At 72.6% G+C, this 25556-nt stretch carries 29 protein-coding genes; 15 read left to right on the top strand and 14 right to left on the bottom strand.

Annotation, left to right across the window (positions count from 1 at the left end):
* The first annotated feature begins 54 nt into the window (after nucleotides 1–54).
* Nucleotides 55–231: a hypothetical protein gene (locus tag ACZ67M_RS17415; RefSeq protein WP_385795780.1), complete on the top strand. Its 177-nt coding sequence runs from the start codon at nucleotides 55–57 to the stop codon at nucleotides 229–231.
* Nucleotides 232–319: 88 nt separating this feature from the next.
* Here ACZ67M_RS17415 and ACZ67M_RS17410 read toward each other — a convergent pair whose 3' ends face one another.
* The gene (locus ACZ67M_RS17410) at nucleotides 320–658 is read right to left on the bottom strand and encodes an STAS domain-containing protein (protein WP_469851570.1); all 339 of its coding nucleotides are present in this window, start codon (nucleotides 656–658) and stop codon (nucleotides 320–322) included.
* 311 nt (nucleotides 659–969) lie between these two features.
* Here ACZ67M_RS17410 and ACZ67M_RS17405 point away from each other — a divergent pair, with 311 nt between their 5' ends.
* Entirely contained in the window at nucleotides 970–1413 is a 444-nt protein-coding gene (locus ACZ67M_RS17405; RefSeq protein ID WP_469851568.1) for an ATP-binding protein, read from the top strand.
* A gap of 146 nt (nucleotides 1414–1559) precedes the next feature.
* On the opposite strand, the gene ACZ67M_RS17400 is transcribed toward ACZ67M_RS17405, so the two are convergent.
* The gene (locus ACZ67M_RS17400) at nucleotides 1560–3023 is read right to left on the bottom strand and encodes an alpha/beta hydrolase (protein ID WP_392101605.1); all 1464 of its coding nucleotides are present in this window, start codon (nucleotides 3021–3023) and stop codon (nucleotides 1560–1562) included.
* Between the two features lie 325 nt (nucleotides 3024–3348).
* Between ACZ67M_RS17400 and ACZ67M_RS17395 the strand changes: the two genes are divergently transcribed.
* Nucleotides 3349–4191, top strand: coding sequence for an RNA polymerase sigma factor SigF (locus ACZ67M_RS17395; protein WP_392101606.1), 843 nt, complete (start codon nucleotides 3349–3351; stop codon nucleotides 4189–4191).
* Between the two features lie 237 nt (nucleotides 4192–4428).
* Here the strand turns inward: ACZ67M_RS17395 and ACZ67M_RS17390 are convergent, their stop codons facing one another.
* Entirely contained in the window at nucleotides 4429–5052 is a 624-nt protein-coding gene (locus ACZ67M_RS17390) for a TetR/AcrR family transcriptional regulator (RefSeq protein ID WP_469851566.1), read from the bottom strand.
* 83 nt (nucleotides 5053–5135) lie between these two features.
* On the opposite strand from ACZ67M_RS17390, the gene ACZ67M_RS17385 reads away from it, so the two are divergent.
* Nucleotides 5136–6089: an aldo/keto reductase gene (locus ACZ67M_RS17385; RefSeq protein ID WP_385795766.1), complete on the top strand. Its 954-nt coding sequence runs from the start codon at nucleotides 5136–5138 to the stop codon at nucleotides 6087–6089.
* A 49-nt stretch (nucleotides 6090–6138) separates the two neighbouring features.
* Here ACZ67M_RS17385 and ACZ67M_RS17380 read toward each other — a convergent pair whose 3' ends face one another.
* The 7 genes from ACZ67M_RS17380 to ACZ67M_RS17350 all read right to left on the bottom strand — a co-directional run bounded on the left by ACZ67M_RS17380 (nucleotide 6139) and on the right by ACZ67M_RS17350 (nucleotide 11938).
* Nucleotides 6139–6426, bottom strand: coding sequence for a DUF6510 family protein (locus ACZ67M_RS17380; protein WP_469851564.1), 288 nt, complete (start codon nucleotides 6424–6426; stop codon nucleotides 6139–6141).
* Nucleotides 6427–6452: 26 nt separating this feature from the next.
* Nucleotides 6453–7154: an FAD-binding oxidoreductase gene (locus ACZ67M_RS17375; protein ID WP_469851562.1), complete on the bottom strand. Its 702-nt coding sequence runs from the start codon at nucleotides 7152–7154 to the stop codon at nucleotides 6453–6455.
* Between the two features lie 2 nt (nucleotides 7155–7156).
* The gene (locus ACZ67M_RS17370; protein WP_122619340.1) at nucleotides 7157–7756 is read right to left on the bottom strand and encodes a molybdopterin-dependent oxidoreductase; all 600 of its coding nucleotides are present in this window, start codon (nucleotides 7754–7756) and stop codon (nucleotides 7157–7159) included.
* 89 nt (nucleotides 7757–7845) lie between these two features.
* A complete protein-coding gene (locus ACZ67M_RS17365) occupies nucleotides 7846–8682 on the bottom strand; it encodes an alpha/beta fold hydrolase (protein WP_469851560.1) in 837 nt (278 codons plus the stop codon).
* An 84-nt stretch (nucleotides 8683–8766) separates the two neighbouring features.
* Complete coding sequence (locus tag ACZ67M_RS17360) at nucleotides 8767–10473, bottom strand: purine-cytosine permease family protein (RefSeq protein ID WP_469851558.1); 1707 nt, start codon at nucleotides 10471–10473, stop codon at nucleotides 8767–8769.
* Nucleotides 10474–10498: 25 nt separating this feature from the next.
* On the bottom strand, nucleotides 10499–10789 hold the full coding sequence (locus ACZ67M_RS17355; protein ID WP_392013033.1) for a hypothetical protein: 291 nt from the start codon (nucleotides 10787–10789) through the stop codon (nucleotides 10499–10501).
* 105 nt (nucleotides 10790–10894) lie between these two features.
* Nucleotides 10895–11938, bottom strand: coding sequence for a LacI family DNA-binding transcriptional regulator (locus ACZ67M_RS17350; protein ID WP_361363688.1), 1044 nt, complete (start codon nucleotides 11936–11938; stop codon nucleotides 10895–10897).
* A gap of 259 nt (nucleotides 11939–12197) precedes the next feature.
* On the opposite strand from ACZ67M_RS17350, the gene ACZ67M_RS17345 reads away from it, so the two are divergent.
* From ACZ67M_RS17345 to ACZ67M_RS17315, 7 genes are all read left to right on the top strand, one after another.
* A complete protein-coding gene (locus ACZ67M_RS17345) occupies nucleotides 12198–13346 on the top strand; it encodes a Gfo/Idh/MocA family protein (RefSeq protein ID WP_392013032.1) in 1149 nt (382 codons plus the stop codon).
* Nucleotides 13343–14293 carry a DUF6807 domain-containing protein gene (locus ACZ67M_RS17340; RefSeq protein ID WP_469851556.1) on the top strand — a complete coding sequence of 317 codons (951 nt, stop codon included), beginning with the start codon at nucleotides 13343–13345 and terminating at the stop codon, nucleotides 14291–14293. Before ACZ67M_RS17345 ends, ACZ67M_RS17340 begins: the two co-directional genes overlap by 4 nt.
* Complete coding sequence (locus tag ACZ67M_RS17335) at nucleotides 14290–15015, top strand: cupin domain-containing protein (protein WP_469851555.1); 726 nt, start codon at nucleotides 14290–14292, stop codon at nucleotides 15013–15015. Before ACZ67M_RS17340 ends, ACZ67M_RS17335 begins: the two co-directional genes overlap by 4 nt.
* A 144-nt stretch (nucleotides 15016–15159) precedes the next feature.
* Nucleotides 15160–16500 (top strand): ABC transporter substrate-binding protein, encoded by a 1341-nt coding sequence (locus ACZ67M_RS17330; protein WP_469851553.1) that lies wholly within the window; start codon nucleotides 15160–15162, stop codon nucleotides 16498–16500.
* Nucleotides 16497–17468 carry a carbohydrate ABC transporter permease gene (locus ACZ67M_RS17325; protein WP_361363702.1) on the top strand — a complete coding sequence of 324 codons (972 nt, stop codon included), beginning with the start codon at nucleotides 16497–16499 and terminating at the stop codon, nucleotides 17466–17468. Before ACZ67M_RS17330 ends, ACZ67M_RS17325 begins: the two co-directional genes overlap by 4 nt.
* Nucleotides 17465–18301: a carbohydrate ABC transporter permease gene (locus tag ACZ67M_RS17320; RefSeq protein WP_469851551.1), complete on the top strand. Its 837-nt coding sequence runs from the start codon at nucleotides 17465–17467 to the stop codon at nucleotides 18299–18301. Before ACZ67M_RS17325 ends, ACZ67M_RS17320 begins: the two co-directional genes overlap by 4 nt.
* Before the next feature lie 4 nt (nucleotides 18302–18305).
* Nucleotides 18306–18905, top strand: coding sequence for a hypothetical protein (locus ACZ67M_RS17315; RefSeq protein ID WP_469851549.1), 600 nt, complete (start codon nucleotides 18306–18308; stop codon nucleotides 18903–18905).
* Nucleotides 18906–18928: 23 nt separating this feature from the next.
* Here the strand turns inward: ACZ67M_RS17315 and ACZ67M_RS17310 are convergent, their stop codons facing one another.
* On the bottom strand, nucleotides 18929–19684 hold the full coding sequence (locus tag ACZ67M_RS17310) for a DUF427 domain-containing protein (RefSeq protein ID WP_469851547.1): 756 nt from the start codon (nucleotides 19682–19684) through the stop codon (nucleotides 18929–18931).
* Between the two features lie 144 nt (nucleotides 19685–19828).
* Here ACZ67M_RS17310 and ACZ67M_RS17305 point away from each other — a divergent pair, with 144 nt between their 5' ends.
* Nucleotides 19829–20839, top strand: coding sequence for a homoserine dehydrogenase (locus tag ACZ67M_RS17305; protein WP_392238453.1), 1011 nt, complete (start codon nucleotides 19829–19831; stop codon nucleotides 20837–20839).
* On the opposite strand, the gene ACZ67M_RS17300 is transcribed toward ACZ67M_RS17305, so the two are convergent.
* The 3 genes from ACZ67M_RS17300 to ACZ67M_RS17290 form a co-directional block, all read right to left on the bottom strand.
* Nucleotides 20811–21833: an NAD(P)-dependent alcohol dehydrogenase gene (locus ACZ67M_RS17300; protein WP_469851545.1), complete on the bottom strand. Its 1023-nt coding sequence runs from the start codon at nucleotides 21831–21833 to the stop codon at nucleotides 20811–20813. The two genes, ACZ67M_RS17305 and ACZ67M_RS17300, sit on opposite strands and share 29 nt — an antisense overlap.
* A gap of 27 nt (nucleotides 21834–21860) precedes the next feature.
* Nucleotides 21861–22244, bottom strand: coding sequence for a winged helix-turn-helix transcriptional regulator (locus ACZ67M_RS17295; RefSeq protein WP_161325988.1), 384 nt, complete (start codon nucleotides 22242–22244; stop codon nucleotides 21861–21863).
* 78 nt (nucleotides 22245–22322) lie between these two features.
* Nucleotides 22323–23198: an MBL fold metallo-hydrolase gene (locus ACZ67M_RS17290; protein ID WP_469851543.1), complete on the bottom strand. Its 876-nt coding sequence runs from the start codon at nucleotides 23196–23198 to the stop codon at nucleotides 22323–22325.
* 150 nt (nucleotides 23199–23348) lie between these two features.
* Between ACZ67M_RS17290 and ACZ67M_RS17285 the strand changes: the two genes are divergently transcribed.
* From ACZ67M_RS17285 to ACZ67M_RS17275, 3 genes are read left to right on the top strand one after another with little or no spacing between them, the layout of a single operon-like run.
* Nucleotides 23349–23558 carry a hypothetical protein gene (locus ACZ67M_RS17285; protein WP_469851542.1) on the top strand — a complete coding sequence of 70 codons (210 nt, stop codon included), beginning with the start codon at nucleotides 23349–23351 and terminating at the stop codon, nucleotides 23556–23558.
* A complete protein-coding gene (locus tag ACZ67M_RS17280; protein ID WP_469851540.1) occupies nucleotides 23545–24936 on the top strand; it encodes an amidase in 1392 nt (463 codons plus the stop codon). The genes ACZ67M_RS17285 and ACZ67M_RS17280 overlap by 14 nt, the downstream gene beginning before the upstream one ends.
* 53 nt (nucleotides 24937–24989) lie before the next feature.
* Nucleotides 24990–25538, top strand: a complete 549-nt coding sequence (locus ACZ67M_RS17275; protein WP_122619357.1) for a TetR/AcrR family transcriptional regulator — start codon at nucleotides 24990–24992, stop codon at nucleotides 25536–25538.
* The last annotated feature ends 18 nt before the right edge of the window (nucleotides 25539–25556 follow it).

Here is a 25556-nt window from a genome sequence, read left to right as displayed (position 1 = left end):
TGGCCCGTAGCCGGCCGTCCGCCGGTGAGTGAAGGTGTGCGTATGCGTGAACGGTTGAGTGAGCAGCGAGTCGTGTCGGCGCCGCAGTGGGAGAACCTCTTCCTCGCCCCGGCCTACCGGGGCGAGGCGGCGGAGAGGGCCGAGGGCGACTGGGAGCAGGGGACGGCCGCCGTGCCGGTGAGCCGGAGGCGTGGGCAGGGAGGGCGCCGCGTCCACCGTCCGGCCGCCTGACCCGGCGTCCCGGACGGGACCGGAAGGGTCGTGCGGACGGACGACGGCGGCGTGGCGAGCGTCAAGGAGTGGCGGGGCGCGGCCGGCTTCAGGCCGCGTCCGCCGGCGGGAGCCCGGCGAGAAGCGGACGCCACGGGCCCGCCGGGTACATCCGTGCGGCCAGGCGCAGCAGGTGCAGCGGCTGGGGCTGCGGGCCGGTCAGCGTGAGGCTGCCGCCACTGAGGCGGGCGGTACGGTGCTGGTCTTCCAGCAGGTGCAGCCCCGCGGAGTCCATGAAGACGACCGCGCGCAGGTCCCAGGTCACCGAGGTGACCGAGGCCGGCAGTGAGTCGGCCGCGGTGTACAGGCCGGACCGGGTGTCCTGGTCGATCGCTCCGCGCGGAGATATCACGGCACGGTCGCCGTCAATCGTGATGGGGATGCTCATGCTCGCCCCCCTTCATGGGGGTCGTGTGAGTCCACCACCTGCGACAGCCCGGCCGGAAGGTCGCGGCCGTGCGGTGGCAGATCCGGTTTCCCGTGGTGAGGGCAACGCCCGGATCCGATGGCCCCCTCAGGTCCAGAGGGAAGGTCGGACTCTTGTCCTGTCATCCTCTCACGAGCCGTCAAGTACCCGACTTCGGGCGTATGTCGAGCGTGATGCGCCGGGAGCCGGCGTTGAACTGGTGCTGTGGGGGCAGGAGGTAGGGACAAATCGGTCCGGGATGGCTTTCCCGGTGGTCTACCGGGAGGTTTGTGATGGATTCGCACGGCGGGGATCTGACGCGGACACCCCCCGAGGGGGTGGCGCCGCTCGTTCCGCGGGCGCTGGGGAGTTCGCCGCCGAAGACGGCGGGTGAGGCCCGGGACACCGTCCGGCGGCTGCTCGACGACCATTACGCGGTTCGGGGCGAGCCGTTGGGCACCGAGGTGGCGGACGCGCTGCTGGTGACCAGCGAGTTGGTGACCAACGCCAACCGGCACGGCGGCGGTCTCACGGCGTTCAGCGCGCATGTCGTGCATGGTGAGCTGATGCTCCAGATCACCGACCGCAGCCCGCTCTCGCCCCATGTGCTGGAGGCGGAGCGCAGCACGCCGGGCGGCTTCGGCTGGGCGCTGGCGAGCCGTCTGTGCCGCACCCTCTACGTCCGGCCGCTGCCGCACGGCGGCGGCAAGACGATAGTGGCCTGCCTGCCGCTGTGACGTTTGCGCACCGCCCGCTGCCTCGACCGGACCGGGACGGACACCGCTGACCGGGCCGCGGACGGTCTCGTACCCAGCGGGCGCCGGCACGACGGCCCCGACACTGGGACCGTCGTGGGAGCGGCTCGTCGCGCCCAGAGGGCCGGCTACGGCCGGGCGGCGCAGGCGACGTCCCGCGCGGGCCGTTCCCCCGTCGTGAGGAAGGCCGTCGCCGCGTCGTTGGCGCACGTGTTGCGGCCGTACGGATAGACACCGTGGCCGCCCTGGTCGGCGGTCACCATCGTGGCCCGCTCGCCGAACGCCCGCCGCAGCTCCAGCGCGCCGGCGAGCGGTGTGCCCGGGTCGCGCTCGTTCTGCACCATCAGTACGTTCGAGGGCCCCCGGCCGGTGATGCGCACCGGTGGTTCGGTCCGCTCCTCGGGCCAGAACGCGCAAGGGTTGATGCTCGCCGTCGAGCCGCCGAGCATCGGGTACTTGAGCCGGTCGACGGCGACGTTGCGCTGGTATTGACGGACCGCACCCGGCCAGCGCGAGTCACCGCAGACCACGGCGAAGCGCGAGGCCAGCAGGTTCTCCAGCGTCGCGGGCGGTTCGGGAACCGGTAGTTCGGCTCCCGTGTCGACCGCCCGCCAGAACTCGGCCAGCTTCGGCATGGAGCCGTCCGCGTAGAGCTGTTCGAAGGTGTGCCCGCGGAAGGCGATCCCGTTGACACCCTGCACGGGCTCGGCGTCCAGCCGCTCCACCAGCTCGTAGTACTTCGCCCTGACCTGCCCCGGCGTGGAGCCGAGACCGTACTCGGGGTGGGCGGCGGCGAACGCGGCGAAGTCGGGGAAGCGGTCCTCCATTCCCCGGGCGAGCAGCCGCATGGCCGTGATGTCGTACCCGCCGGGCCCCATGTTGCTGTCGAGGACGATCCGGTCGCCGCGCCGCGGGAACAGCGTCGCGTAGACCGCGCCGAGGTAACTGCCGTACGAGGCGCCGAGGTAGGAGACCTTCTTCTCGCCCAGGGCGGCGCGCAGGCGGTCCATGTCCCGCGCGGTGTTGGCGGTGGTGGTGTGCGGCAGCATCCATGCCGTCCGCGAGCCGGCGCACTGTTCGGCGATCTTCCGCGCGTACGGGACCTCGCGGGTCACGTCGGCCGCGGTGCGCGCGTAGGGAGGGAAGTTGCCGCGCCACTGCTGTTCCTGCGTCAGGTCACAGGTCACGGGTGCGCTGCGGCCGACCCCGCGCGGGTCGAAGCCGATGATGTCGTAGGAGTCGAGGACGCCGCGCGGCAGGCCCGAGGCGGCGAGGACGGCCGGATACGTCAGTCCCGACCCGCCCGGACCGCCCGGGTTGGTGATCAGGACGCCGCGCCGCCGGGACGGCTTCTCGCTCGCCAGACGGGAGACGGCGATCTCGATCCGCCGGCCGTCCGGATCGCGGTAGTCCAGCGGGACTTCGAGGGTCGAGCACCGCAGGCGCGGCGCGTCGGCGCCCTCGGGGCACGGGCCCCACTCCAAGGTGCTCGGTGGTGGTGTCCCGGTGTCGGCCGCCGGCGAGGCTGCCGCCGGCAGCGCGGTGGCCGCCAAGGCCGCGGCGGTGAGGGTCAGGGACATACTTCGGCGCATGAGGTGTCCTCCTGTGGGGGGGGCGGACCGGCACGTGACGAGTCTGCGCACCGGCTCCGCCTGGCACATCGGCCGTGCGGACGTCCTCCGCCCCGACCGTGGGCCAGGCAGGAGTCAGACCTGGGTCCGAGGGGGGTTGGTCCCCGGTCGGACCTCCCGCTCGTACGAGGGTCCGCCGGCACGCCTCTCACCTGGGCGGACCGCCTCCGACGTGAGCCTCGACCCACGGGCGAATCCGGCAGGCATGGGGTGGGAAGGGCGGGGTACGCCGTGCAAGGTCAATTTCACGGTCCGGCGACAGCCGGAGCGATGCGGGAGGGTAAGAATGATGGCGACGACCGTGCAGGCGGCCGGGTGCCGCGCCGCTGTGCCGGAAGTGGCGGATCCGTCCAGGGTGGCGCCCAAGGACGCCCGGGAGCTGTCGAGACTGTTCTTCGACCAGCTGGCCGTAGTTGAGGAGGGCACGCCCGAGTACCAGTACGCGCGCAACACCCTCATAGAGATGAACATGTCCCTGGTCCGGTTCGCCGCCGGCCGGTTCCGCAGCCGCGGGCCGGAGGAGAGGGAGGACATCGTCCAGGTCGGCATGATCGGCCTGATCAAGGCCATCGACCGGTTCGAGATCTCGCGGGAGGTGGAGTTCACCTCGTTCGCCGTGCCGTACATCGTCGGCGAGATGAAGCGGTTCTTCCGGGACACCTCGTGGGCCGTGCACGTCCCGCGGCGCCTCCAGGAGGCGCGCGTTCAACTGGCCCGCGCCACCGAGGAGCTGCGCAGCCGGCTCGGGCGCACCCCCACGACCAGCGAACTGGCCGAGCTGATGAACCTGCCGGAGGAGGAGGTCCGCGAGGCCCGGGTGGCCTCCAACGGCTACAACTCCTCGTCCCTGGACGCGGCCATCGGCGGCAGTGAGGACGGCGAGGCGGCGCTGGCCGACTTCATCGGCACCGACGACGCCGCGCTGGCCCTCGTGGACGACTTCCACGCGCTCGCTCCGATGATCGCCGAACTGGACGAGCGGGACCGGCAGATCATCCACTGGCGGTTCGTCGAGGAGCTGACCCAGAAGGAGATCGGCGAGCGGCTCGGCGTCTCGCAGATGCACGTCTCCCGGCTGATCGCGCGCCTCCTGGGCCGCCTGCGGGAGGGCATGCTGACCACCGACTGAGCCCTGCCGGGGCGGCCTTGACCGAAGGGCGGCGTGTCAGAGGATCCTGAACGACGGGGCAGCCGAACCTGGTGTGCCGCCGTCCCCGCTCCATCCGTATTTCGCCCGCCTCGGGACGGTCCGGGGCGGGCGTTCCCGTGTTCGTGGAGTGGCGCGGCCCCGTGTGGACGGCGCGGGAGGCCGGACTCCTGTGGGCCGGGTGCCCGGCGCCTCCCGTGGTCTCGCCCGCTCAGGGCGTCACGGCGAGGGGGCCGGCGGACGCAGCGCGTCCATGACGAGGTCGAGGAGCCGGCCGGTGCGCGCCGGGTCGTCCTCGGCGGCCGTCGACAGGAACACGCCGAGCAGCATCGCGGTGACGTCGTCGGCTTCGACGTCTCCGCGGAGGGCGCCCGTACGCGCTCCGGCGGCCAGGAGGGATCCGATCGCGGCCGTGATGCGTTCCCGCGTGGCGGGTGCCGTGATGCGTCCGGAGGCCCATCCGCTGTGCAGGGTGTTGACCATGGCGCGCTTCGTGGCGACGAAGCGGGCGTAGCGCTCCATCCAGGCGCGGAGGGCGCGTTCGGGCGGCAGTTCGTCGAGCAGCGCCGCCACGTCCGCCGTGACGGCCTCCAGTTCGGCGGCGTACACGGCCTCCACCAGCGCCTCACGGGTCGGGAAGTGCCGGTACAGCGTGCCGATGCCCACGCCCGCGTCCCGGGCGATGCCCTCCAGGGGGACACCGTCGTCCGCGGCGGTGAACGCCGCCCGGGCCGCGGCGATCAGCTTCTCGCGGTTGCGCCGCGCGTGCGCGCGCAGCGGGCGGTCGGCCGCGGGTTTCCCGGGGCCCGTGCTCCCGGGTGTGGGTGTCTGGTCCGGACTCAAAGCGGAGGGTCCTCCGGTAGTGCTACAGTCGAATTAGCGGAGGGTCCTCCGCTTCTGTCATCATCTCACGAGGACGGGCTCCCATGACGTCATCCGGAACCTCATCCGCCCGAGTCACGGCTACGGGCGTGCCCCGCCCGGGCGGCGCGGGACGGCTCGCGGGCCGTACGGTCTCGCGCATCGGCTACGGCGCGATGCAGCTCGAACGCCTGCACACCGACCGGGCGGCCGCCGTCGCCCTCCTGCGCCGCGCGGTGGAGCTCGGAGTCGACCACGTCGACACCGCCCAGTTCTACGGCCACGGATTCGTCAACGAGGTCATCCGCGAGGCACTGGGCCCCTCCGACGGCTCCGACGACGTCGTGGTCGTGACCAAGGTCGGTGCGGACCCCGACCCCGACGGCCCCCTACCGCTGCGTCCCGCGCAACGCCCCGACGAGCTTCGGGCGAGCGTCGAGGACAACCTGAGGAGCCTCGGCACCGACCGGCTCGCGGTGGTGAACCTGCGGCGTCTCGACACCGGCCCGGGGCTGCGGGCCGAAGGCGACCAGGTGGTGGACCTCGACGACCAGCTCGCGGTGCTGACGACCCTGCGTGACGAGGGCAAGATCGGCGGGATCGGTCTGAGCAGCGTCACCCTGGACGGCCTGCGCCGGGCGCTGCCGGTGGGCGTCGTCTGCGTGCAGAACGCGTACAGCCTGGTGAGCCGTGCCGACGAGGACCTGCTCCGGCTGTGCGCCGCCGAGGACATCGCGTGGGTGCCCTACTTCCCGCTCGGCGGCGCCTTCCCCGCCATGCCCAAGGTCGCCGACGAGCCCGCGGTGCACGCCGTGGCCCGCTCCCTCGGCAGGACGCCGGCCCAGGTGGGTCTCGCCTGGCTGCTCCACCACGCCCCCAATGTGCTGCTCATCCCGGGTACCGCGGATGCCGCCCACTTGGCCGCGAACATCGAGGTGGGCGAGGTCGCCCTCGACAGCGCGGCTCTCGCGTCCCTGGATGCCGTCCGGAGCCGTTCCGCGGACGTGCCGCTCGGCTGAACGTTCCGGACCGGCACGCTCCGCCTGTGCGCCGGGACGTGACCCCGCGTCAGCCCGTGCGGAACCGGAAGGCCCCGGTCGCGCCGCCCAGGCTCAGCCACATGTGCCCCTCCTCGGGCACCATGCGCAGGGCGACGCGTGAGCAGCCGGGGCAGCGGGCGGTGAGGCCCGGTTCCGGGCCGTAGACGTGCAGTTCGGCCAGCGGGCCCGAGCGGCCGCAGTCGGGGCAGCGCCACCAGGCGGTGGTGGCTTCCGCGCGCAGGATCTCCGAGAGGGGGCCGGCGAGGCGGTTGCCGTCCTGATGGGCCCCGGACGGACGGCCGGTGTCCTGTGCCATGAGCGTCTCCCGTGGGTGCGTGCGGTTCAGCCGAACCGCTCGGTGCGGATGTCGGCGGCGGGCCGCCCCAGGCCGACGAGCAGGTCGGCGACGGACTCCACGAAGCCGGTGGGGCCGCAGACGTACACGGTCCCGGGGCCGGTCGCTGTGGTGCCGAGGTCGGCCGCCGCGATGCGTCCCGGCGGTCTCACCTCGCCGCGGGGCGCGCGCCGGGTGTAGAGGACGCGCACGTCGAGGTGGTCGTCCCGGGCGGCGAGTTCCTCCCGGTACCAGACCTCGTCGGGACCGCGCACCGAGTACAGCAGGCTGAACGCACTGTCCGAGCGCACCGCCCGATGGGCGCGGAGCATCGCCGTGACCGGCACGACCCCCGACCCGCCCGCGACCAGCAGCACCGGCCCGCTCTGCCCGGTCCGCCACACGAACCACTGGCCGAGCGGCCCACGCAGCTCCACCCGCGCGCCCGTCGGCAGCACGTCGGCCAGGTAGGGCGACACCTCGCCGTCCCGGACGGCCTGGACGCCCAGCTCGACCCGCTCCCCGTCGGCCGGGGCGGCCAGGGAGTAGCTGCGCACGGCCTGGTAGCCGTCGTCCGCGGTCAGCCGCACGTCGACGTGCTGTCCGGGCAGGTGGCCCGGCCAGCCGGGTACGTCGAGGACGAGGGTGCGGCCGGTCGCGGTCTGCGCGCGGCGCTCCACGAGCCGGGCGCCGAACCAGTGGGCCGCCACGCTCAGTCGCCCCAGTTGCGCTGCTCGCGCCAGGGGTCGCCGTAGTTGTGGTAGCCGACCGACTCCCAGAAGCCCGGCTCGTCCTCGACCGTGAGGCGCAGGCCGCTCACCCACTTCGCCGACTTCCAGAAGTACAGGTGGGGCACGAGCAGGCGGGCGGGTCCGCCGTGTTCGGGGGAGAGGGGGTAGCCGTCGTAGGTGTGCGCCACCCACGCCCGGCCGTCGAGGACGTCCTCCAGCGGGAGGTTGGTGGTGTAGCCGCCGTACGCCTCGGCCACCACGTGGTCGGCCGCGGTCTCGACGTCGTCGAGGAAGGCCGTCAGGGGCACGCCCCGCCAGTGGGTGTCGAACTTCGACCACCGGGTCACGCAGTGGATGTCGTGCACCGTCTCCTGCTGCGGCAGCGCCATCATCTCGTCCCACGTCCAGCTGCGCGTGGCACCCGTCTCCGTGGTGACGGTGAAGGTCCACGTCTCGGTCGGGACGCGGGGCGTCGGACCGGCCGAGAGCACCGGGAAGGACTCGGTGGGGTACTGGCCGGGCGGCAGCCGGTCGGCGAGGGCGCGGGGGCGTCCGTGGAAGCCGGGCGAGAAGGAGGTCACGGCGGCGTCCTCCCTTCGGAGGTTCCGGATGGCACGCCCTCCCCAGTGTGGTCGCCTCCCGGGACACCGGCCACTCGTGCACGAGCTCGCTAGGCGCGCGCGGCGTCCGTCCGCACGAAGTCGAGGACGAGGGAGACCACCCGCTCCGGGAACTGGTCGTGCGGGTAGTGCCCGGCGCCCTCGATCATCTCCAGGCGCCCGAGTCCCGGGGGCAGGGCGTCGACGACGGCCGTGCCCTCGGCCCGCGGGTCGGCCCAGTCGGGGTCCAGCGTGCCCATCACCACCAGGACGGGGCAGCGCACGTTGGCCAGTTGCGCGCCGGCGTCGCCCGGGGTGCTGCGGCCCATGCCCTGGAGGGCTTTCATGCGGCCCGGCTCGCGCAGCATCGCGTCGATCCGGCCCATCCGCTCCGCCCAGTCGGCCGGCTTCGGGCCCGGGTAGGCGACGTCGAGGTACGAGCGCCACAGCGGCCGGCTGCCGAATACGCCGGCGCCGAGCAGCCGCAGCATGCCCCGCCGCACACGCCGTACGCGCAGGTCGCCGAGACGGATCGACTGCTTGCGGGTGAACGGCGCCAGCTCGACGACCGAGGTGATCAGCGCGGGCTCGCGGGCGGCCGCGATCGTGGCGGCGCCGCCGGAGATCGAGTGGCCGACCAGCACGGCCGGGCCACCCAGGTGCCGGACCAGGGCGAGCAGGTCGGCGGCGATGTCGGTGCGGCTCCAGGCCGGCCAGTCGACGCTGGACTCGCCGCAGCCGCGCAGATCGGCCGCGGCGACCCGGAACCCGGCCTCCACCAGGGGCGGGACCACGGCGCGGTACGCGGCGCGGCTGTCGCCCATGCCGTGTGCCAGGACGACCAGCGGCCCGGAACCCGACACCTCGTACGCGATCGTGCCGCCGTCGACGGCCAGGTACTCGGTCATGGCGCTCCCCGTGGTGATCAAGGTGGCTAACGCTGTTAGCTCCAAGCTATTGCTGTTAGCCACCCATGTCAACGGGAAGCCCGCTCAGGCGGGTGCGGGGGACGCCGGCAGTACGTGGACGCCGGTCCTGTCGGTGCTCAGGCACAGTGAGCAGACGACGGCGCCGTGGGCCTGGCAGGCCGTCACGTCGGGCCGTTCGTAGCGTTCCCCGCACACGTGGCACTCGAAGGTGACCCCGCTCGGGTTGCCCTCCGGGTCCAGCAGGGGCTCGGGGATGCCGTCGTCGGTGCGCCGGAGGTAGTACCTGCCTCCGGTGACGACGGCCATGACGGGGGTGAGCACGAAGGCGATCACCGCCGCGGCGACGGGGGAGTAGGGCTGCATGGCGTCGCCCAGGACGTGGAAGTACATCGCGATGGACAGTCCGGAGGCGGCGACGAAGGACACCACTCCGACCGGGTTCACGGCGTACAGCATGCCGCGCCGGAACTCGGGTGCGTGCGGGGACAGTTTGAGCAGGTACTTGTTGACGCCGATGTCGGTGGCCACCGTGACCACCCAGGCGATCGCGCAGTTCGAGTAGAACCCGAGGAGGCTGTTGAGGAAGCTGAACATGTCGGCCTCCATCAACGCGAGGGCGAAGCCGAGGTTGACCAGCACGAAGACGAGACGCCCGGGGTAGTTCCCGGTCACCCGGGTGAAGGAGTTCGTCCAGGCCAGCGAACCGGAGTAGGCGTTGGTGACGTTGATCTTGATCTGGCTGATCACGACGAGCGCCACCGCCAGCGGAACCACCGTCCAGGACGGCAGCATCGCGTCCAGCGCGCTCCTGAACTGCTGGATGGGCTCGGTCGCGGTGGCCGGCCCGACCTCGGCCAGGACGTACACGGCGAGGAAGACGCCGATGGCCTGCTTGAGCGCGCCCAGCACCACCCAGCCGGGCCCGGCCATGACGACCGCCGTCCACCAACCGCGCTTGTTCGCCTCGGTCCTGGGCGGCATGAAGCGCAAGTAGTCGATCTGCTCGCCGATCTGGGCGATGAGCGAAAGGCAGACGCCCGCGCCCAGCAGTACCGAAGCGGTGTTGACCCCGCCCTCGCCGTCCGTGCCCGCGTGGGCGAGGAAGCGGTCGACCGTACCGGGGTCGGTGGCGACCAGGTAGACCAGCGGCGCGACCATCAGCAGCAGCCAGACGGGGGTCGTCCACACCTGGAGCCTGCTCAGCGCCTTCATGCCGTAGATCACCAGCGGGATCACCATGACGGTGGAGACCAGATAGCCCAGCCACAGGGGCATTCCCAGGCCGTACTCCAGGCCCTGGGCCATGATCGACCCTTCCAGGGCGAAGAAGATGAAGGTGAAGCTGGCGAAGATGACACTGGTGAGGACCGATCCGTAGTAGCCGAAGCCGGAGCCGCGGGTGATCAGATCGAGGTCGATGTTGTAGCGGGCGCCGTAGTAGGCGAGCGGGAAGCCGGTGACGAAGATGACCACGGCGGCCACCGCGATCGCCAGCAGCGCGTTCCCGGTGCCGTGGGTGAGGCCGATGCCCGCGCCGATGGAGAAGTCCGCCATGTAGGCGATCCCGCCCAGTGCGGTGGTGGCCACGACCATCGGGCTCCAGCGCCGGTAACTGCGGGGCGCGAAGCGGAGGGTGTAGTCCTCCAGGGTCTCCCGTACGGCCTGGTCGGTGCCCGGTCCGGTCTTCCGGCCGGGCTCCGCTCCGGTGGTCTCCGCCGTGTGCGGCGCCGCGCCCGTCGCCGGCGCGTCCTGCGCTCTCGTCGTGTCCATGGCGGACGACCGTAGGTGTGGCGCGTTACCCGTCGCTCTCCGCGGCATGACGGCCACGTTTCGCGCCCGCGGGGCGGGGTGCCGGTGGCAGGGCCGGAGCCAGGGGCCGTGCCGCGCGCTCCACCGCCACTTCCAGCTCCCGGCGCGGTACACCCGTCTCCTCGGAGAGGGCGGTGATGCCCCGGACCAGCGCGGCGGTGGCGTCGGACCAGACGGCCAGGGCGATCGTGGCGTTGTCTCCGGAGTTGTGGCGGTAGCGATTCTCTGCCGCCTCGACGGCCAGCTGGAGTTCGACGAGGCGTCTCGGGATGTCCATGGTCGCAGAGCCTAGAAGGGCGAGTCGCGGCGCCCAGTGTCTCGTCGAGCGCCCTTGAGCAGCGGTGAGGGCAAGGATTTCTGCCCTCACGATCATGCGGACGGTTCAGGCGCGGACCGCGTGACACCCGCCCAGCGTCGACTCCCTGGCCTCCAGCCAGTGCGGCGCCGTGTGGACCTCGAACGGCAGCGGTGCCTGCGACCGTATGCGCGCCGCCAGGCACTTGACGGCCAGTGCGGCGATGGCCGCCTTGTCGGGGACCACGGAGGTGAGGGAGGGGGTGCTGTACCGCGCCTCCTCGGAGCCGTCGATGCCGGCCACCGCCACGTCGCCGGGGATGTCAAGGCCGGCCTCGTGCAACGCGCGTTGCGCGCCGACCGCCAGCAGGTCGCTGAAGCAGAAGACCGCGTCGGGCCGTTCGGCGGCGGGCAGGGAGGCGAGGGAGCGCATCGCCAGCAGGCCGTTGCGGCGGTCGAACTCCTCCACCCGGGGCGCCAGCCGCGGGTCGAAGGGCAGTCCGGCGGCGTGCAGGGCCTGCTGGTACCCCTCGAGGCGCTGCCGGCTGGTCGCCGAGCCGTGGTGGTCCACCCCGATCGCGGCGATCCGGCCCCGCCCCAGCCCGATCAGGTGGGCCGTGATGTCACGGGCCGCGGCGACGTTGTCGATGAGGACGTGGTCGGCGACGACCCGGTCCCGTCCGTAGGTGCGCTCACCGAGCAGGACGAGCGGGAACTCGTCCGTGACGGCGGCGAGTTCGTCGGGGGTGACCCGCAGCGGGGAGAGGATCACCCCGTCGAGCAGCGACGCGCCCACCCCGTTGGCCAGCCGCAGCTCCTCCGCGGTGTCCCCCAGCGACTCCTCCGTCAGGACGGTCAGACCCAGCAGGGTGGCCTCCCTGCGCACATGGTGGGCGAGTTCGGCGAAGTACGGAGTGGCCAGCTCGGGGACGACCAGGGCGATCAGACCGCTGCGGCCCGTACGGAGCCTGCGGGCCGAGGGGTTGGGCCGGTAGCCGAGTTCGTCCACCGCCCGCAGCACGCGCGAACGGGTCGCGTCCGACACCCGCGGGACGCCGCGTACAACGTTGGACACCGTCTTGATCGATACCCCTGCGCGCTCCGCCACGTCCTTGAGTGTCGCCGCGGCCACTGTCCGTCCCCCTCACCCAGGTTTTCGCAGATTATGCCCCCGCCGACCCCACTTGTCAGGGTGCGGGAAACGGCGTCGAGTCTTTTCCGGACAGAGGGTTGACCTTGCGGACGCACGCCGGTTACAACGTTGGAACACGATAGCAAGCGGTTGCTACGAGCGGGTTGCCGCCCGGTGATCCGAATCCGGGGCAGCCCCACACCAGCACATCACCCCTGTGCCCGCAGTGCTCGCCCGTCCGGCTCACGAGAGGGTCCGCATGTCTTCGCACGTTTCGCCCGCACCACTGCGTACGGCGGTGGTCGGTACGGGATCCATCGCGCGGTCCAGTCATCTGCCCGCCCTGCAGAAACTGGCCGCCGACGGCGAGGTGGAGATCGTGGCCGCGGTGGACGTGAACGGCGACGCGGCGCGCGCGTTCGCCGACGAGTACGGGATCGCGCACGCGTCCACGGACCTCGACGCCATGCTGGCCGAGGTCCGTCCCGACCTCGTCGTGCTGTGCACCCCGCCCGCCGTGCACCGGGACCAGTCCGTGTCCGCGCTCCGGGCCGGCGCCTGGGTGTGGTGCGAGAAACCGCCCTGCCCCTCGCTGGCCGACTACGACGCCGTCGAGGCGGCCGAGCCGGGAGGCGACGCGGCACCGTACGCCTCCATCGTTTTCCAGCACCGCTTCGGTTCGGGCGCGCGGCACGTCCGCGCCCTGCTGCGCGGCGGTGCGCTGGGCCGGCCGCTGGTGGCCCACTGCCAGACCACCTGGTACCGCGACAAGGCCTACTACGCGGTGCCGTGGCGGGGCCGTTGGGCCACCGAGGGCGGGGGCCCGGCCATGGGCCACGGCATCCACCAGACCGACCTGCTCCTCGACCTGATGGGCCCGTGGACCGAACTGCGCGGCATGGCCGCCCGGCTCGTGCACGACGTGGAGACAGAGGACGTCTCCACCGCCCTGGTCCGCTTCGCCGACGGAGCCGTCGCGACCCTCGTCAACAGCGTGCTGAGCCCCGACGAGGTCAGCCGGATACGCATCGACTGCGAACTGGCCACGGTCGAGGTGACCCACCTGTACGGCTACCGCAACGCCGACTGGCGCATCATCCCCGCGCCCGGCGTCCCCGAGGAGACCGCGGCGGCCTGGCGCGACTTCGGCGCCGACGAACCCAGTTCGCACCTGGCCCAGCTGCGCGTCCTGGTCGACGACATCAGGAACGGCCGGCGCCACGCGACCAGCGGCGCGGGCGGCCGTCGCACGCTGGAGCTGATCACCGCCCTGTACAAGTCGGCGTTCACCGACACGACCGTACGCGCGGGCGACATCGGCCCCGGCGACCCGTACTACACCGAACTGCACGGCGGCGCCCCGGGCTGGGCGCCGGCCGGTAACCGCGAGGAAGAGGACCACGCATGACGCTCTCACTGACCCACGTCCACGGCGACCGGATCACCGTGGCCCACGGGGAGGCCGGCACCGAGCTGTTCTCGTACGTGTACCGGCCCGAGGCCGGCTGGGAGGCGCCGAAGCCGTACCTGCACCCGGTCCGCACCCTCTCCGGGGGTCTCGTCACCGACTACCGTCCCAACGATCACCGCTGGCACAAGGGACTCCAGCTGACCGCCTCCCACCTGTCGGGCCAGAACCTGTGGGGCGGCAACACCTACGTGCACGGCGACGGGTACCTCGCCCTGCCCGAGAAGGTCGGCTCGATGGCCCACGTGTCCTTCGAGGAGGTCAGCGCCTCGGGCGACCGCGCCGTCATCGCCGAACGGCTGACCTGGCACCCGCACGACGGCGAACTGTGGGCCGAGGAGGAGCGCCGCGTCGAGGTGCGCGACGTCGACACCGGGACCGGCAGCTGGACGCTCACCTGGACGTCCGCCGTGACCAACCGGCGCGACGAGGACCTGCGGTTCGGCAGCCCCACCACCCACGGCCGTCCCGCCGCCGGATACACCGGCCTCTTCTGGCGCGGCCCCCGCGCCTTCCGCGGCGGCCGGGTCTTCACCGCCGAGTCCGGCGAGTCCGCCGGGTCCGCCGGCTCCTCCGACGGCGACCTGATGGGCACCCAGGCCCCGTGGCTCGCCTACGTCGGCGAGCACGACGGACGGGACGGCCACGCCACGGTCGTCTTCGAACACGCGCCCTCCAACGACCACTTGGGGGAGAAGGGCACGCACCCGGCGCACTGGTTCGTGCGCAGCGACCCGTTCGCCGCGGTCGCCCCGTCCTGGGCGTTCCACGAGGAGCTGGTCCTCCCGCCCGGCGAGACGCTCGCCCGCGCCTACCGCGTGGTCGTCGCCGACGGTGCCTGGGACCGCGCGCAGGTGGCCGCACACCTGGAGGGACTCACGTGGTGAGCACGGCGTACAACGGCTTCCCCGGCGCGGTGGGCGTGTCCCGTCTGACCGTGTACGACTGGCCGACCGTCGAGGGACTGCCCGGCGGGGGCACCCCGCACCTCCACCTCACGTGCAGCGAGGGGTACGTGGTCACGGCCGGCCGGGGGGCCGTGCAGACCCTCACCACCTCGGGATTCCGGGAGACCCCGCTGGAGCCCGGCACGGTCGCCTGGTTCACGCCCGGTACGATCCACCGCCTGGTCAACGACGGCGGTCTCGAGATCACCGTCGTGATGCAGAACAGCGGACTGCCCGAGGCGGGCGACGCGGTGCTCACCCTGCCCCAGGACCTGCTCACCGACCCCGGCACGTACGCCGACGCCGTCCGCATCCCCGCCGACGCCCCCGAGGCCGAGCAGGCGCGGGTCGCCCGCGCCCGCCGTGATCTGGCGACGCGGCGCTTCCTGGAGTTGCGCGAGGCGGCCGAGAAGGGCGACCCGGAGCCCTTGGCCGCGTTCCAGCGGGCGGCGGCCGACCTGGTGCGGCCCCGCCTGGACGACTGGGAACAGCGATGGCTCGACGGCGCGCACGCCGCCGCCGAGGCCACCCGGGCCCAACTCGACGCACTGCGCGGCAAGGACGACGGGCACCTGGCCGAGGCCCGGGTGTCCGCCACCGGCCCCAGGGCGAGCGGCCGCTTCGGCATGTGCGGCCGGCTGGCCGTCTACCCCGGCATCTGACCGGCCGCCCACCCCGGCAGCCCGCCGGCCGACTCCTCCGGCGTCCCACCGGCCGCCCCCTCCGGCATCCCGGCGGGCCCGGCCCACGCCGCGACCCGCCTCCCGCCCTCGTCCACCCGTCCTCGCAACCCTGGGAAGGCACCCATGCCCGAGCCCCGAAGCGGCCGGCGCCGACCTCTGAGCCGCCGGGCCGTCCTGGCCGCGGCCGCCGTCGGTCTCAGCACCGCACTGACGGCATCGCTCAGCGCGTGTTCCTCCTCCTCCGGTGACGTGTCGTCCGGCGGCGTCACCCTCACGTTCTCCTGGTGGGGCAACGACGACCGCGCCGCACGCACCAAGAAGGCGGTGGAGCTGTTCGAGAAGGAACATCCCGGCGTCGAGGTCCGCACCTCCAACGCGGACTTCGGCTCGTACATGCAGAAGCTGGCCACGCAGGCGGCGGGCGGCGGCATCCCCGACGTGGCCCAGCTCGACTACCGGCAGATCTCCCAGTACGCGGGCGGCGGCGCGCTCCTGCCGCTGGGCGAGGCCGTCGAGAACAACACGATCCGCACCTCCGAGATGGACGGGGAGTTCGTCCACACGGGCACGTTCGAGGGCAAGCAGTACGCCCTGCCGATGGGCCGCGGCATCACCGGCTACGCCTACGACTCCACCGTCTACCGGAAGGCCGGCATCCCCACCCCGCAGCCCGGCTGGACCTGGCAGGAGTGGGCACAGGCCAACCGGAAGATCGCCGCCCTGGGGCTGAAGTCCCCCGACGGACGCGACATGGTGGGCGCCAACGACAACGGTGTCAACGAGGACATCTTCGAGGACTGGCTGCGCAGCCGCGGCGGAAAGCTCTACAAGAGCCAGACCGAACTCGGCTTCACCGAGGACGACCTCACCGAGTTCTGGACCTTCTGCGACGAGCTGCGCGAGGAAGGTGTCGTCGCCGAGGCCAAGGACACCTCGCAGGCCAGCACCACCGAGCTGTCGCCCATGGGCCGCGGGCTCGCCGCCGCCGACTTCACCTGGGACGCGCCCTTCCCCGGGTACCCCGCGCTCCTCGGCGACCAGGTCCACTTCGCGCCCGTCCCCACCGCCGACGGGCGCCAGGGCGCCTACTTCAAGCCCTCCATGCTCCTCGGAGTAGGAGCCAACAGCGAACACCCGCAGGAGGCAGCTGAGTTGGTCGACTTCCTGCTCAACGACGAGCGGGCCGGCGACATCCTCGGCTTCACCCGCTCCACACCCCCCAACCGGAGGATCGCCGCCCGCGTCGCCAAGACCCTCGAAGGCGCGGAGAAGGAGATCTACGAGTACGCGCAGAAGATGGAGACGTACGGTCTGGACGCCCCGCCCCCCGCGCCGCCCCGGGGCGACGTCGCCATCCAGACCGCGTTCAAGCGCGCCTACCACCGCGTGATGTACGAACTGACCTCCCCACGCGAGGCGGCGCGGGAATTCATCGACGAGGCCGAACGGGAGCTGCGGTCATGAGCACAGTGTCGACCAGGGCGCCCGCACGCGCCGACCGCCCGGCCCGGTCACGGCCGTCGGACAAACGCCGGCGCCCGCGCCGCCGCGAACAGCAGTGGCCCGCCTATGTGTTCCTGACACCGTGGATGCTCGGCGCGGCGGTGCTGACGCTGGTGCCGATGGCCGTGTCGCTCTACCTGTCGTTCACGGACTACAACCTGTTCGACCCACCGCAGTGGGTGGGCCTGCGCAACTACCAGGAGATGCTCACCGAGGACCCCCGGTTCTGGCGGTCGGTCGGCACCACGCTGCTGTACGTCGTGGTCGCCGTCCCGCTCAAGCTGCTCCTCGCACTCGGGGCGGCGATGCTCCTGAAGAACCTCGGCCGGGGCCGCGCCTTCTACCGCTCCGCCTTCTACGCGCCCTCCCTGCTCGGGGCGAGCATGACGATCGCCCTGGTGTGGCGCGCGCTGTTCAACGACGGCGGCTCGGTCGTCGACATCCTCGGCTCCGTCGGCATCGACACCGGCGGCTGGGTCGGCGACCCCGACCTCGCCGTCTACGTCATCGTCCTGCTGACGGTGTGGCAGTTCGGCGCCCCCATGGTGATCTTCCTCGCCGGCCTCCAGCAGATCTCACCCGAGCTGTACGAGGCGGCGGCGCTGGACGGCGCGGGCCGCTGGCGGCAGTTCGTCTCCGTCACCGTGCCGATGCTGTCCCCGGTGGTCTTCTTCAACCTGGTCCTGGAGATGATCCAGTCCTTCCAAGTGTTCACTCCGGCCTTCGCGGTCAGCGGCGGTGAGGGCGGCCCCGCCGACTCGACCATGTTCTACACGCTCTACCTCTACGAACGCGGCTTCACCGCCTCCCACATGGGCTACGCCGCGGCCATGGCCTGGCTGCTGCTCATCGCCATCGGCGTCATCACCCTGATCCTGTTCAGGACGTCCAGGTCCTGGGTCTTCTACGCGGACGAGGAGGGACGATGAACCTCACCACCAGGCGATGGATCCCGCACACGATCGCCGTCGTGGGCCTGCTCGTCCTGCTGTACCCCCTGGCCTGGCTGCTCGCCACGTCACTCAAACCGCCCGACGAGGTGGTGACCAGCCTCGACCTGTGGCCCAGCCACCTGGAGTGGTCGAACTACACGACCGCCCTCGACGGCGTGTCCGGGGTCCCCGTGACCCGGCTGCTCTGGAACACCGTGCTGATCGCCGTAGGCGCGGTGGTCGGCAACGTGCTCTCCTGCTCGCTGGCCGCCTACGCGTTCGCCCGGCTGCGCTTCAGGATGAGCAAGGTGATGTTCGCCTTCATGGTGGCGACACTGATGTTGCCGCACCACGTCGTGCTCATCCCGCAGTACATCATCTTCAACCGGCTCGGCATGGTGGACACCTACTGGCCGCTGATCCTGCCGAAGTTCCTGGCCACGGAGGCGTTCTTCGTCTTCCTCATCGTCCAGTTCATGCGCGGACTGCCGCGCGAGCTGGAGGAGTCCGCCCGCATCGACGGCTGCGGCGCCTTCCGCACCTACTGGTCGGTGACGCTGCCGCTGAGCCGGCCGGCGCTGATCACCACGGCGATCTTCACCTTCATCTGGACGTGGAACGACTTCTTCACGCAGATGATCTACCTGTTCGCCCCGGAGAAGTTCACCATCACCCTGGCGCTGCGCAGCTTCGTCGACCAGTCGAGCACCTCGGCGTACGGGCCCATGTTCGCGATGTCGGTGATCTCCGTGCTGCCGATCGTGCTGTTCTTCTTCGTCTTCCAGCGCTACCTGGTGCAGGGCATGGCCACCTCCGGACTGAAGGGCTGACACCATGACCCAGGCACCGACCCTGCCGCCGAGCGACCGCCGCGAACCCGGGGAGGTCTTCTCGGCCGGGTTCACCCTCTTCGCGGACGTGCTGCTGGTGGGTGTGCTCACCAGCGTCGCCTGCCTCCCCGTCGTCACCGCGCCGGCCGCCTTCGCCGCCGCGTCCGCGACCCTGCGCCGGGCCACGCAGGACGGCACGCCCGTGGGGGCGGGCGGCTACCTGGGGCACCTGCGCGCCCACCTGACACCGGGCTCGCTCGCCGGCGGCCTGGCCGTACCGCTGCTGGCCGTCGCCCTGCTGGTCGACTCGGCGCTGATCCGCGGCAGCCTGCCCGGGGCCGGCCTCATGGCCCCGGCGCTGGTCCTGCTCACCCTCGGCCTGGCGGTGGTCGCCCTGCGCACCACCGCGCTGCCGGCCCCGCACCGGCTCTCGCCGCGCGAGGGCTTCCTGCGCTCCGTCGCGGCCCCTCGCGGCACCCTGCTGCTGGCCGCGGCGGTGGTGCTGGCCGCGCTGCTCACCTGGTCGATACCCGTACTGATCCCGCTGCTCCCCGGCCCGCTGGCGTTCGCGGCCACCGTCGTGGACATGCGCGGCACGGGGTAGGGGAGGGCGGACTGACCCGGACGTCAGCCCGGCCTGCCGTCCACGCGCAGGTCGACCTGTTCGCCGTAGAACGCCACCAGGCCGGCGATCCGTTGGACCTGCGCGGTCGGGAAGTCGTACGCCCAGAGCAGGTCCGGGTGGGCCCCGGGGTCGGAGCGCAGGGACCAGTAGCCGCTCGTCGTCCCCTTGTACGGGCAGCGGGTGACCGTGTCCGAGGGCAGGAGCCGCGTCCAGTCGACGTACGCGCGGTCGAGGTAGTAGCGCGTGGGCAGCCCCGTCTCGAACAGGGTCACGCAGTGCGGTGCGTCCGCCAGCACCTCGCCGTTCAGCTCCACGCGGACGCCGCTGGAGGAGCGCAGGGCGTCCACCCGCGAGTACGGGCTCCGCGGATGCACGAAGACCGGCTCGTCCTCCTCGAACCAGTCGTCCAGCGCCTCCCATGCGAAGCGGACGGTGTCGCGCACCCGCTGCGGCGCCTCGTCGTCCCAGACCCAGACCGCCGCCTCGCGGACCTCGGACCCGAAGCGCAGCGAGTGGCGCCGGGCGGGCCAGGCGCCCAGGGTCCGGGTCTCCCCGTCGGCGGTCAGCACCACCCCCTCGGCAAGGTCGTCGAGCGGGATGCCGAACTGCGGATACGGGGGCCACTCCCAGACGTACAGCGCACGCCGCGTGTCGAAGACGGCACGGCCGCCGATCAGCCCACGGACACGGCGCGGCACGGGCTCCACGTGCCCTACGGGCACGATCGCACTCGGGTACCGCACGGACTCGGTCGCCAACGTCCTCACCTCGGTTCGTTCGATGCGGGTCGGGAGCCGGGGGCGGTCGGGCCCTCGCGCCGTCACCCTTCCGATGGTGTGATCTCATCCGGGTCGGGCGCCACTCGGCGGACCGGCGGCACGAGGCGAGAGGAGCCCGGATCGATGGGCGAAGCGAAGCGGACCGGCGTGGTCCTTTCCGGATACGGCCCGGTCGGGCGGGCGTACGTCGACCACCTGGCCGGGCACGGGGACGGACTCGCCCGCCTGCACGGCGTACGCCCGGTGGTCCGCGCCGTTCGCGCTAGCTCGGGTCGGTGCCTGCTGGGGGACGACGGGCAGCCGGTGCCACCGCGCCCGTCCTGGGACCCGCCGGAGCCACTGGACGAGACGCTCGACCGGACCGGCGCCGCCGTGTTCGCGCAGGCGCTGCCCTCCTCGCCCGAGCTGAGCGCGCTCGCCGCGCGCGAGGCGGTCACCGCGCTGCGCCGGGGCGTCCACGTCGTGACGGCGACCAAGAGCCACCTGCTCGCCCACTGGGAAGACCTCGGCGCGGCGGCCCGCGCCGGGCGGAGCATGATCAGGATCTCCGGCGCGACCGGGGCGGCGCTGCCCGCGGGCGACCTGTCGCGGACCGCCCTGCGCGGCATGGGCTGCCGGACCATCCGGGCCTGCCCCAACGGCACCGTGACCTTCGTCCTCGACCGCCTCGCCGAGGGCGACCCGCTGGACACCGCGGTGGGCGAGGCGCGGCGGCGCGGGATCGCGGAGGCGGACCCGTCGGCCGACCTGTCCGGCGCGGACTCCGCCACCAAGGTGCGGCTCCTGGCGGCACTGGCCTGGGGCTGGGACCCGGCGTCGGTGCGCGTGCGGGCGCAGCCCGTGGACGAGGGCACCGCCCGTGCGGCCCTGAGCGCGGCCTCCCGCTCGCGGCGCCTGCGGGCCGTCGCCGTCGCCTCCCTGGACCGGCCCCTCCTCGTGGACGTACGCCTGGAGGAGACGGAACCAGGGGATCCGCTGCACGCGCTCACCGGGCCGGAGAAGGCCGTGGTCTTCGGCTGTCCGGACGCGGGCGACGTGACCGTGAGCGGCGGACGGTCGAGTCCGACGGGGGCGGCCCTGGCGATGGTGAAGGACACCATCGAGGTCATGGCGGACCGGACGGGGTTCCACTGACGTCGCCGGACACGGTGATGACGGTCTTGCCGCGGGCGTGGCCCCGCTCCACGTGGCGTACCCCGTCCGCCGTGTCGGCCAGCGCGTACGTCCGGCCGACCACGGGGACCACCTGCCCGGCCTCGATGAGGGCGGTGACGGCGAGCAGGTCCGCGCGCGCCGGTCCGGCCGGGGTCGCCGGGAGGATCGGGCCCAGCCGCTGCCGGGTGAGGGCGTTGGCCGCCGTCACCCTCAGCATGGAGCCGATCGCGCCGAAGACCCGGCCGGGCGAGCCGCCCCCGTTGGCCACCAGGACCCCGGTGGGGGTGAGCGCCCGGCGCAGTCGGCCGGGCGGGTGGTTGCCCACGTTGTCCAGGATCACGTCGTAGCGAACTCCTGCGGCGGTGAAGTCCTCCTGGGCGTAGTCGACGACGTGCGCGGCGCCCAGGGAACGCACCAGATCGGCGTTGCCGGCACCGCAGACTCCGGTGACCTCGGCGCCCAGCACCGCGGCGATCTGCACGGCGAAGGTGCCCACGCCGCCGCCCGCGCCGTTGACCAGCACCCGCTGCCCGGACCGGACCCGGCCCACGGTCCGGACGCCGCGCAGCGCGGTCACCGCGGCCATCGGTACGGCGGCGGCCTCCTCGAAGGTGAGGCCGGTCGGCTTGGCCACCAGCGGCCCGGCGGGGCCGCACCCGTACTCGGCGAAGGAGCCGGGACAGAAGCCCAGCACCTCGCTGCCGGGTCCGAGCCCTTCCACACCCGCGCCCACACGCTCCACGACCCCGGCGACGTCGATGCCGGCCACCCGGCACTTGGGACGCCTGAACCCCATGCCACCCGTCAGCCGCGCCGCGTACGGGTCCCCGCGCATCATGTGCCAGTCGTACGGGTTCACCGAGGCGGCGCGCACCCGTACCAGCACCTGACCGTCCCCGGGCCGGGGCCGGTCGATCTCCTCGACCCGCAGCACGTCGGGCGGGCCGAAGCGCTCCTGCACCACCGCCTTCATCGGCCTGCCCCTTCCCCCTGGCGCCCGTCAGCCGCCGAAGCGACCGCGGGCGTCCTCGATGTGGCCGAGGTACTGCTGGGTCCAGCCGCACATGGCGTCGACCGTGGCGCGCAGTGCCCGCCCCGGCTCGGTGAGGGTGTACTCGACCCGCGGCGGCACGGTGGGGTGCACCGTCCGCTCGACCAGGCCGTTGCGCTCCAGCATGCGGAGGTTCTGCGTGAGCATCTTGTGGCTGACGCCCTCGACCTCGTTCCGCAACTCGCTGAAGCGCAGGGTGCGTTCACCGAGCGCCTCGATGATGAGGAGCGCCCACTTGTTGGCGACGTCGGAGAAGATCTCCCGGGCGAGGGAGTCCGCGCGCCTGAGGTCGGCGTCCTCGGGCAGTCCCTTGAGCAGCTGTTTGGAACCCATTCGCCCATACTCTCCTACGGTTTCCGAGTAGCGACAAGAGAGCGCCCCGGCAAACCGCCCGCCCCACCCCGCCGGCCGCTACGTCAGCGGCGCCAGGCGGTAGGCGTCCCCGTGCGTGCGGACGTGGCCCGCGGTCGGCGGTGCGAAGTGGGTGCCGAGCAGCAGCGTGTCCGTGTCGGCGAGATCGCCCAGTATCCGGCGGCGCGTGCCCTCGGCCTGCTCCGGGTCGATGTCCACGCAGGCCCCGATTCCGGGACGGGCGAGCTGGACGGGGTGGTGGAGGCAGTCGCCGCTGATGAGCGCCGTCCGCCCCCGCGAGGTCAGCTCGACGGCGACGTGACCGGGGGTGTGGCCCGGGGTGGGGACCAGGCGCAGGCCGGGTGTGATCCCGACGCCCTCGCCCGGCACGTCGACGAGGTCGAGCAGGCCCGCCTCCTCGACGGGGATCACGGAGTCGCGGAACATCTGCCGACGGGCCTCCTCCATGTCGTACGTGGCCCAGAACTCCCGCTCGGTGCGTGAGGTGACGTAGCGGGCGTTGGGGAAGGTGGGGATCCACGCGCCGTTCACCTCGCGCGTGTTCCAGCCGACGTGGTCGGCGTGCAGGTGGGTGAGGATCACCAGGTCGACGGAGTCCGGGGGGAATCCGGCGGCGGCGAGGCGTTCGGCGAAGTCCGTGCGCAGGTCGTGCCAGGCGGGGTTGGCCCGCTCCTTGCCGTTGCCGATGCCGGTGTCGACGAGGACCCGCAGCCCGTCGACGACGAAGGCGAAGCTGTGACTGTCGAGGCGCAGGGTGCCGCCCGGGTCGGCGAAGTCGGGGCGCAGCCAGGGGTGTTGTGCGACGACCTCCGTGGTCGCGCCGGGCAGCAGCCAGGCGCCGGTCGCGGGCGGCAGAGGGATCTCGTCGACGCGGTGGACGGTGACGTCGCCCACGGTCCAGGAGGGGGTCGGCATGGCGGATCGAGCCCTTCAGGCTAAAAGCAATCTGTTTGCGTTAAAGGACCGTAGACCCTAAGGTCGGCTAAAGCAAACAGTTAGCTTTTGTCGCGCGGGCGACCCCGCCGCGCTTGTCGCTCGTCGCCGATCCGATCAGGAGAAACGTCCGTGTCCGCCGATCAACTCACACCGTCCGAGGCGTACCGCTGGGCTGCCCGCGCAGGGCTCCCGCTTCCGGCCGACCGCCTCGACGCGGTCGCGGCCACCGCCGACCACATCCACTCCGTAGTCGCCGCCCTCCGGGATATCGACTTCGGGGACACCCCGCCCGCACCCGCCTACCGCGCGGGAGAGGAGAAGCCCGATGCGGCCCTGTGAACTGACCCTGACCGCCGCCGCCGACGCGATCCGGTCGCGACGCCTGTCCCCGGTCGAGCTGGTGGACTCCGTCCTCGACCGGATCGACGAGGTGGAGCCGCATCTGAACGCCTACGCCACCGTCACGGGCGAGCGGGCCCGCCGCGCCGCCCGCCGGGCGGCGGACGACCTGGCGGCCGGACACCACCGGGGACCGCTGCACGGGATCCCGCTGGGGCTGAAGGACCTGATCGACGTCGCCGGTACGGCGACCTCCGCCGGCTCCCGGGTCCGCGCGGACCACAGCGCGCCGAGCGACAGCACCGTGGCCGCCCGTCTCTCGGCGGCGGGCGCCGTCCTGGTCGGCAAGACCCACACCCACGAGTTCGCCTACGGCCTGACCACCCCGCAGACCAGCAACGCCTGGGACCCCGACCGGATCGCCGGCGGCTCCAGCGGCGGCTCCGCGGTCGCCGTCGCGGCCGGTGCCGCCACCTTCGCCCTGGGCACCGACACCGGCGGATCCATCCGGGTGCCCGTCGCGCTCAACGGCGTCGTCGGACTCAAGCCGACCTACGGCCTCGTCCCCCGCACCGGCGTCACCTCACTGTCCTGGTCCCTGGACCACGTCGGCCCCGTCACCCGGACCGTGGAGGACGCGGCCCTGGTCCTGCCGGCACTGGTCGGCCACGACCCCGGCGACCCCGCCTCGGTGCCCGCACCACGGTCGGACCACCGGCCGGGCGAGGGCACGGACCTGACCGGGCTGCGCGTCGGCGTGCCGGGCAACTACTACTTCGACCACGTCGACCCGGAGGTGGAGGCGGCCGTACGGCACGCGATCGCCCGGCTCCAGGACCTCGGCGCGCTCCTCGTCGACGTCGACATCCCGATGGCACGCCACGTCCAGGCCACTCACTGGGGGCTGATGGTGCCGGAGGCCACCGCCTACCACGAACGGACCCTGCGTACGGTCCCCGAGCTGTACCAGGCGGACGTCCGCGTCCTCCTGGAGGCCGGTGAACTCATGCCCGCCGGCGACTACTTGCGCGCCCAACGCGCCCGCACACTCATGCGGCAGGCCTGGGTCCGCCTGCTGGACGAGGTCGACGTCGTCGCCGCCCCCACGGTCCCGGCCACCGCCGTGACCGCCGGCAGCGAGACCATCACGTGGCCGGACGGCACCGTCGAGAGCGTCTCCGACGCCTACGTGCGGCTGTCCTCCCCGGCCAACATCACCGGGCTCCCGTCCCTGTCCGTTCCGGTCGGCCACGACTCCGCGGGGCTGCCGGTGGGCATGCAGCTGATGGCCCGGCCCTTCGGTGAGAGCGTGCTGCTGCGGGTGGGTCGCGCGTACGAGGCGACCATGCCCGCCCGCAAGCCGGCGCCGGTGGCATGAGCGACGTGGATCAGGGCCCCGTAGACGCAACGCGTTTGCTTTAGGCTGGGAGCATGAGTCGCCCGATGGTGCGCCCCGGCGGGCGCAGCGCCCGAGTCCAGGCCTCGGTCCACGCCGCCGTACGCGAACTCGCGTCGGAAGTGGGCCGGGACGCCCTGACCGTCCCGATGGTCGCCCAGCGCGCCGGTGTGACGCCGTCGACGATCTACCGGCGCTGGGGCGACCTCCAGGAACTGCTCTCCGACGTGGCGGTCGAGCGGCTGCGCCCCGAGACGGCACCCGAGGACATCGGCGACCTGAGCGCCGACCTGACCGCGTGGGCCGAGCAGTTCCTGGACGAGATGGCCTCCCCCTCCGGCCGCGCCTACATCCGCGACGCCCTGCTCGGCGATCCGGACGGCAGCAACGCCGGGCAGTGCTCCGCCTATGCCGCCGAGCAGATCGACGTCATCCTCACCCGCGCCACCGCGCGCGGCGAGCGGACGCCCGACACCGAGACGGTCGTCGACCACGTCGTGGCCCCCCTGATGTACCGCATCCTCTTCCGCCCGGCCGGCCTCGACGCCGCCCACGCCCGCCGTCTCGTGGCGACGGTGCTGTAGCCACCGCGGGTCCCCGGG

It is taken from the genome of Streptomyces sp. NPDC107500 (genome assembly GCF_055582785.1).
Note: the sequence above shows the minus strand (reverse complement) of the source record. Positions and strands in the feature narration are given on the sequence as shown.

Bases quoted from the DNA above. Each gene is read 5' to 3' on its own strand.
- ACZ67M_RS17405 (WP_469851568.1), top strand. From the start codon at position 970: ATGGATTCGCACGGCGGGGATCTGACGCGGACACCCCCCGAGGGGGTG.
- ACZ67M_RS17330 (WP_469851553.1), top strand. From the start codon at position 15,160: ATGCCCGAGCCCCGAAGCGGCCGGCGCCGACCTCTGAGCCGCCGGGCC.
- ACZ67M_RS17295 (WP_161325988.1), bottom strand. From the start codon at position 22,244: ATGGGTTCCAAACAGCTGCTCAAGGGACTGCCCGAGGACGCCGACCTC.
- ACZ67M_RS17345 (WP_392013032.1), top strand. From the start codon at position 12,198: ATGTCTTCGCACGTTTCGCCCGCACCACTGCGTACGGCGGTGGTCGGT.
- ACZ67M_RS17380 (WP_469851564.1), bottom strand. From the start codon at position 6,426: ATGGCACAGGACACCGGCCGTCCGTCCGGGGCCCATCAGGACGGCAAC.
- ACZ67M_RS17385 (WP_385795766.1), top strand. From the start codon at position 5,136: ATGACGTCATCCGGAACCTCATCCGCCCGAGTCACGGCTACGGGCGTG.
- ACZ67M_RS17395 (WP_392101606.1), top strand. From the start codon at position 3,349: ATGATGGCGACGACCGTGCAGGCGGCCGGGTGCCGCGCCGCTGTGCCG.
- ACZ67M_RS17290 (WP_469851543.1), bottom strand. From the start codon at position 23,198: ATGCCGACCCCCTCCTGGACCGTGGGCGACGTCACCGTCCACCGCGTC.
- ACZ67M_RS17360 (WP_469851558.1), bottom strand. From the start codon at position 10,473: ATGGACACGACGAGAGCGCAGGACGCGCCGGCGACGGGCGCGGCGCCG.
- ACZ67M_RS17305 (WP_392238453.1), top strand. From the start codon at position 19,829: ATGGGCGAAGCGAAGCGGACCGGCGTGGTCCTTTCCGGATACGGCCCG.
- ACZ67M_RS17400 (WP_392101605.1), bottom strand. From the start codon at position 3,023: ATGCGCCGAAGTATGTCCCTGACCCTCACCGCCGCGGCCTTGGCGGCC.
- ACZ67M_RS17355 (WP_392013033.1), bottom strand. From the start codon at position 10,789: ATGGACATCCCGAGACGCCTCGTCGAACTCCAGCTGGCCGTCGAGGCG.
- ACZ67M_RS17315 (WP_469851549.1), top strand. From the start codon at position 18,306: ATGACCCAGGCACCGACCCTGCCGCCGAGCGACCGCCGCGAACCCGGG.
- ACZ67M_RS17280 (WP_469851540.1), top strand. From the start codon at position 23,545: ATGCGGCCCTGTGAACTGACCCTGACCGCCGCCGCCGACGCGATCCGG.
- ACZ67M_RS17410 (WP_469851570.1), bottom strand. From the start codon at position 658: ATGAGCATCCCCATCACGATTGACGGCGACCGTGCCGTGATATCTCCG.
- ACZ67M_RS17325 (WP_361363702.1), top strand. From the start codon at position 16,497: ATGAGCACAGTGTCGACCAGGGCGCCCGCACGCGCCGACCGCCCGGCC.
- ACZ67M_RS17365 (WP_469851560.1), bottom strand. From the start codon at position 8,682: ATGACCGAGTACCTGGCCGTCGACGGCGGCACGATCGCGTACGAGGTG.
- ACZ67M_RS17275 (WP_122619357.1), top strand. From the start codon at position 24,990: ATGAGTCGCCCGATGGTGCGCCCCGGCGGGCGCAGCGCCCGAGTCCAG.
- ACZ67M_RS17300 (WP_469851545.1), bottom strand. From the start codon at position 21,833: ATGAAGGCGGTGGTGCAGGAGCGCTTCGGCCCGCCCGACGTGCTGCGG.
- ACZ67M_RS17340 (WP_469851556.1), top strand. From the start codon at position 13,343: ATGACGCTCTCACTGACCCACGTCCACGGCGACCGGATCACCGTGGCC.
- ACZ67M_RS17320 (WP_469851551.1), top strand. From the start codon at position 17,465: ATGAACCTCACCACCAGGCGATGGATCCCGCACACGATCGCCGTCGTG.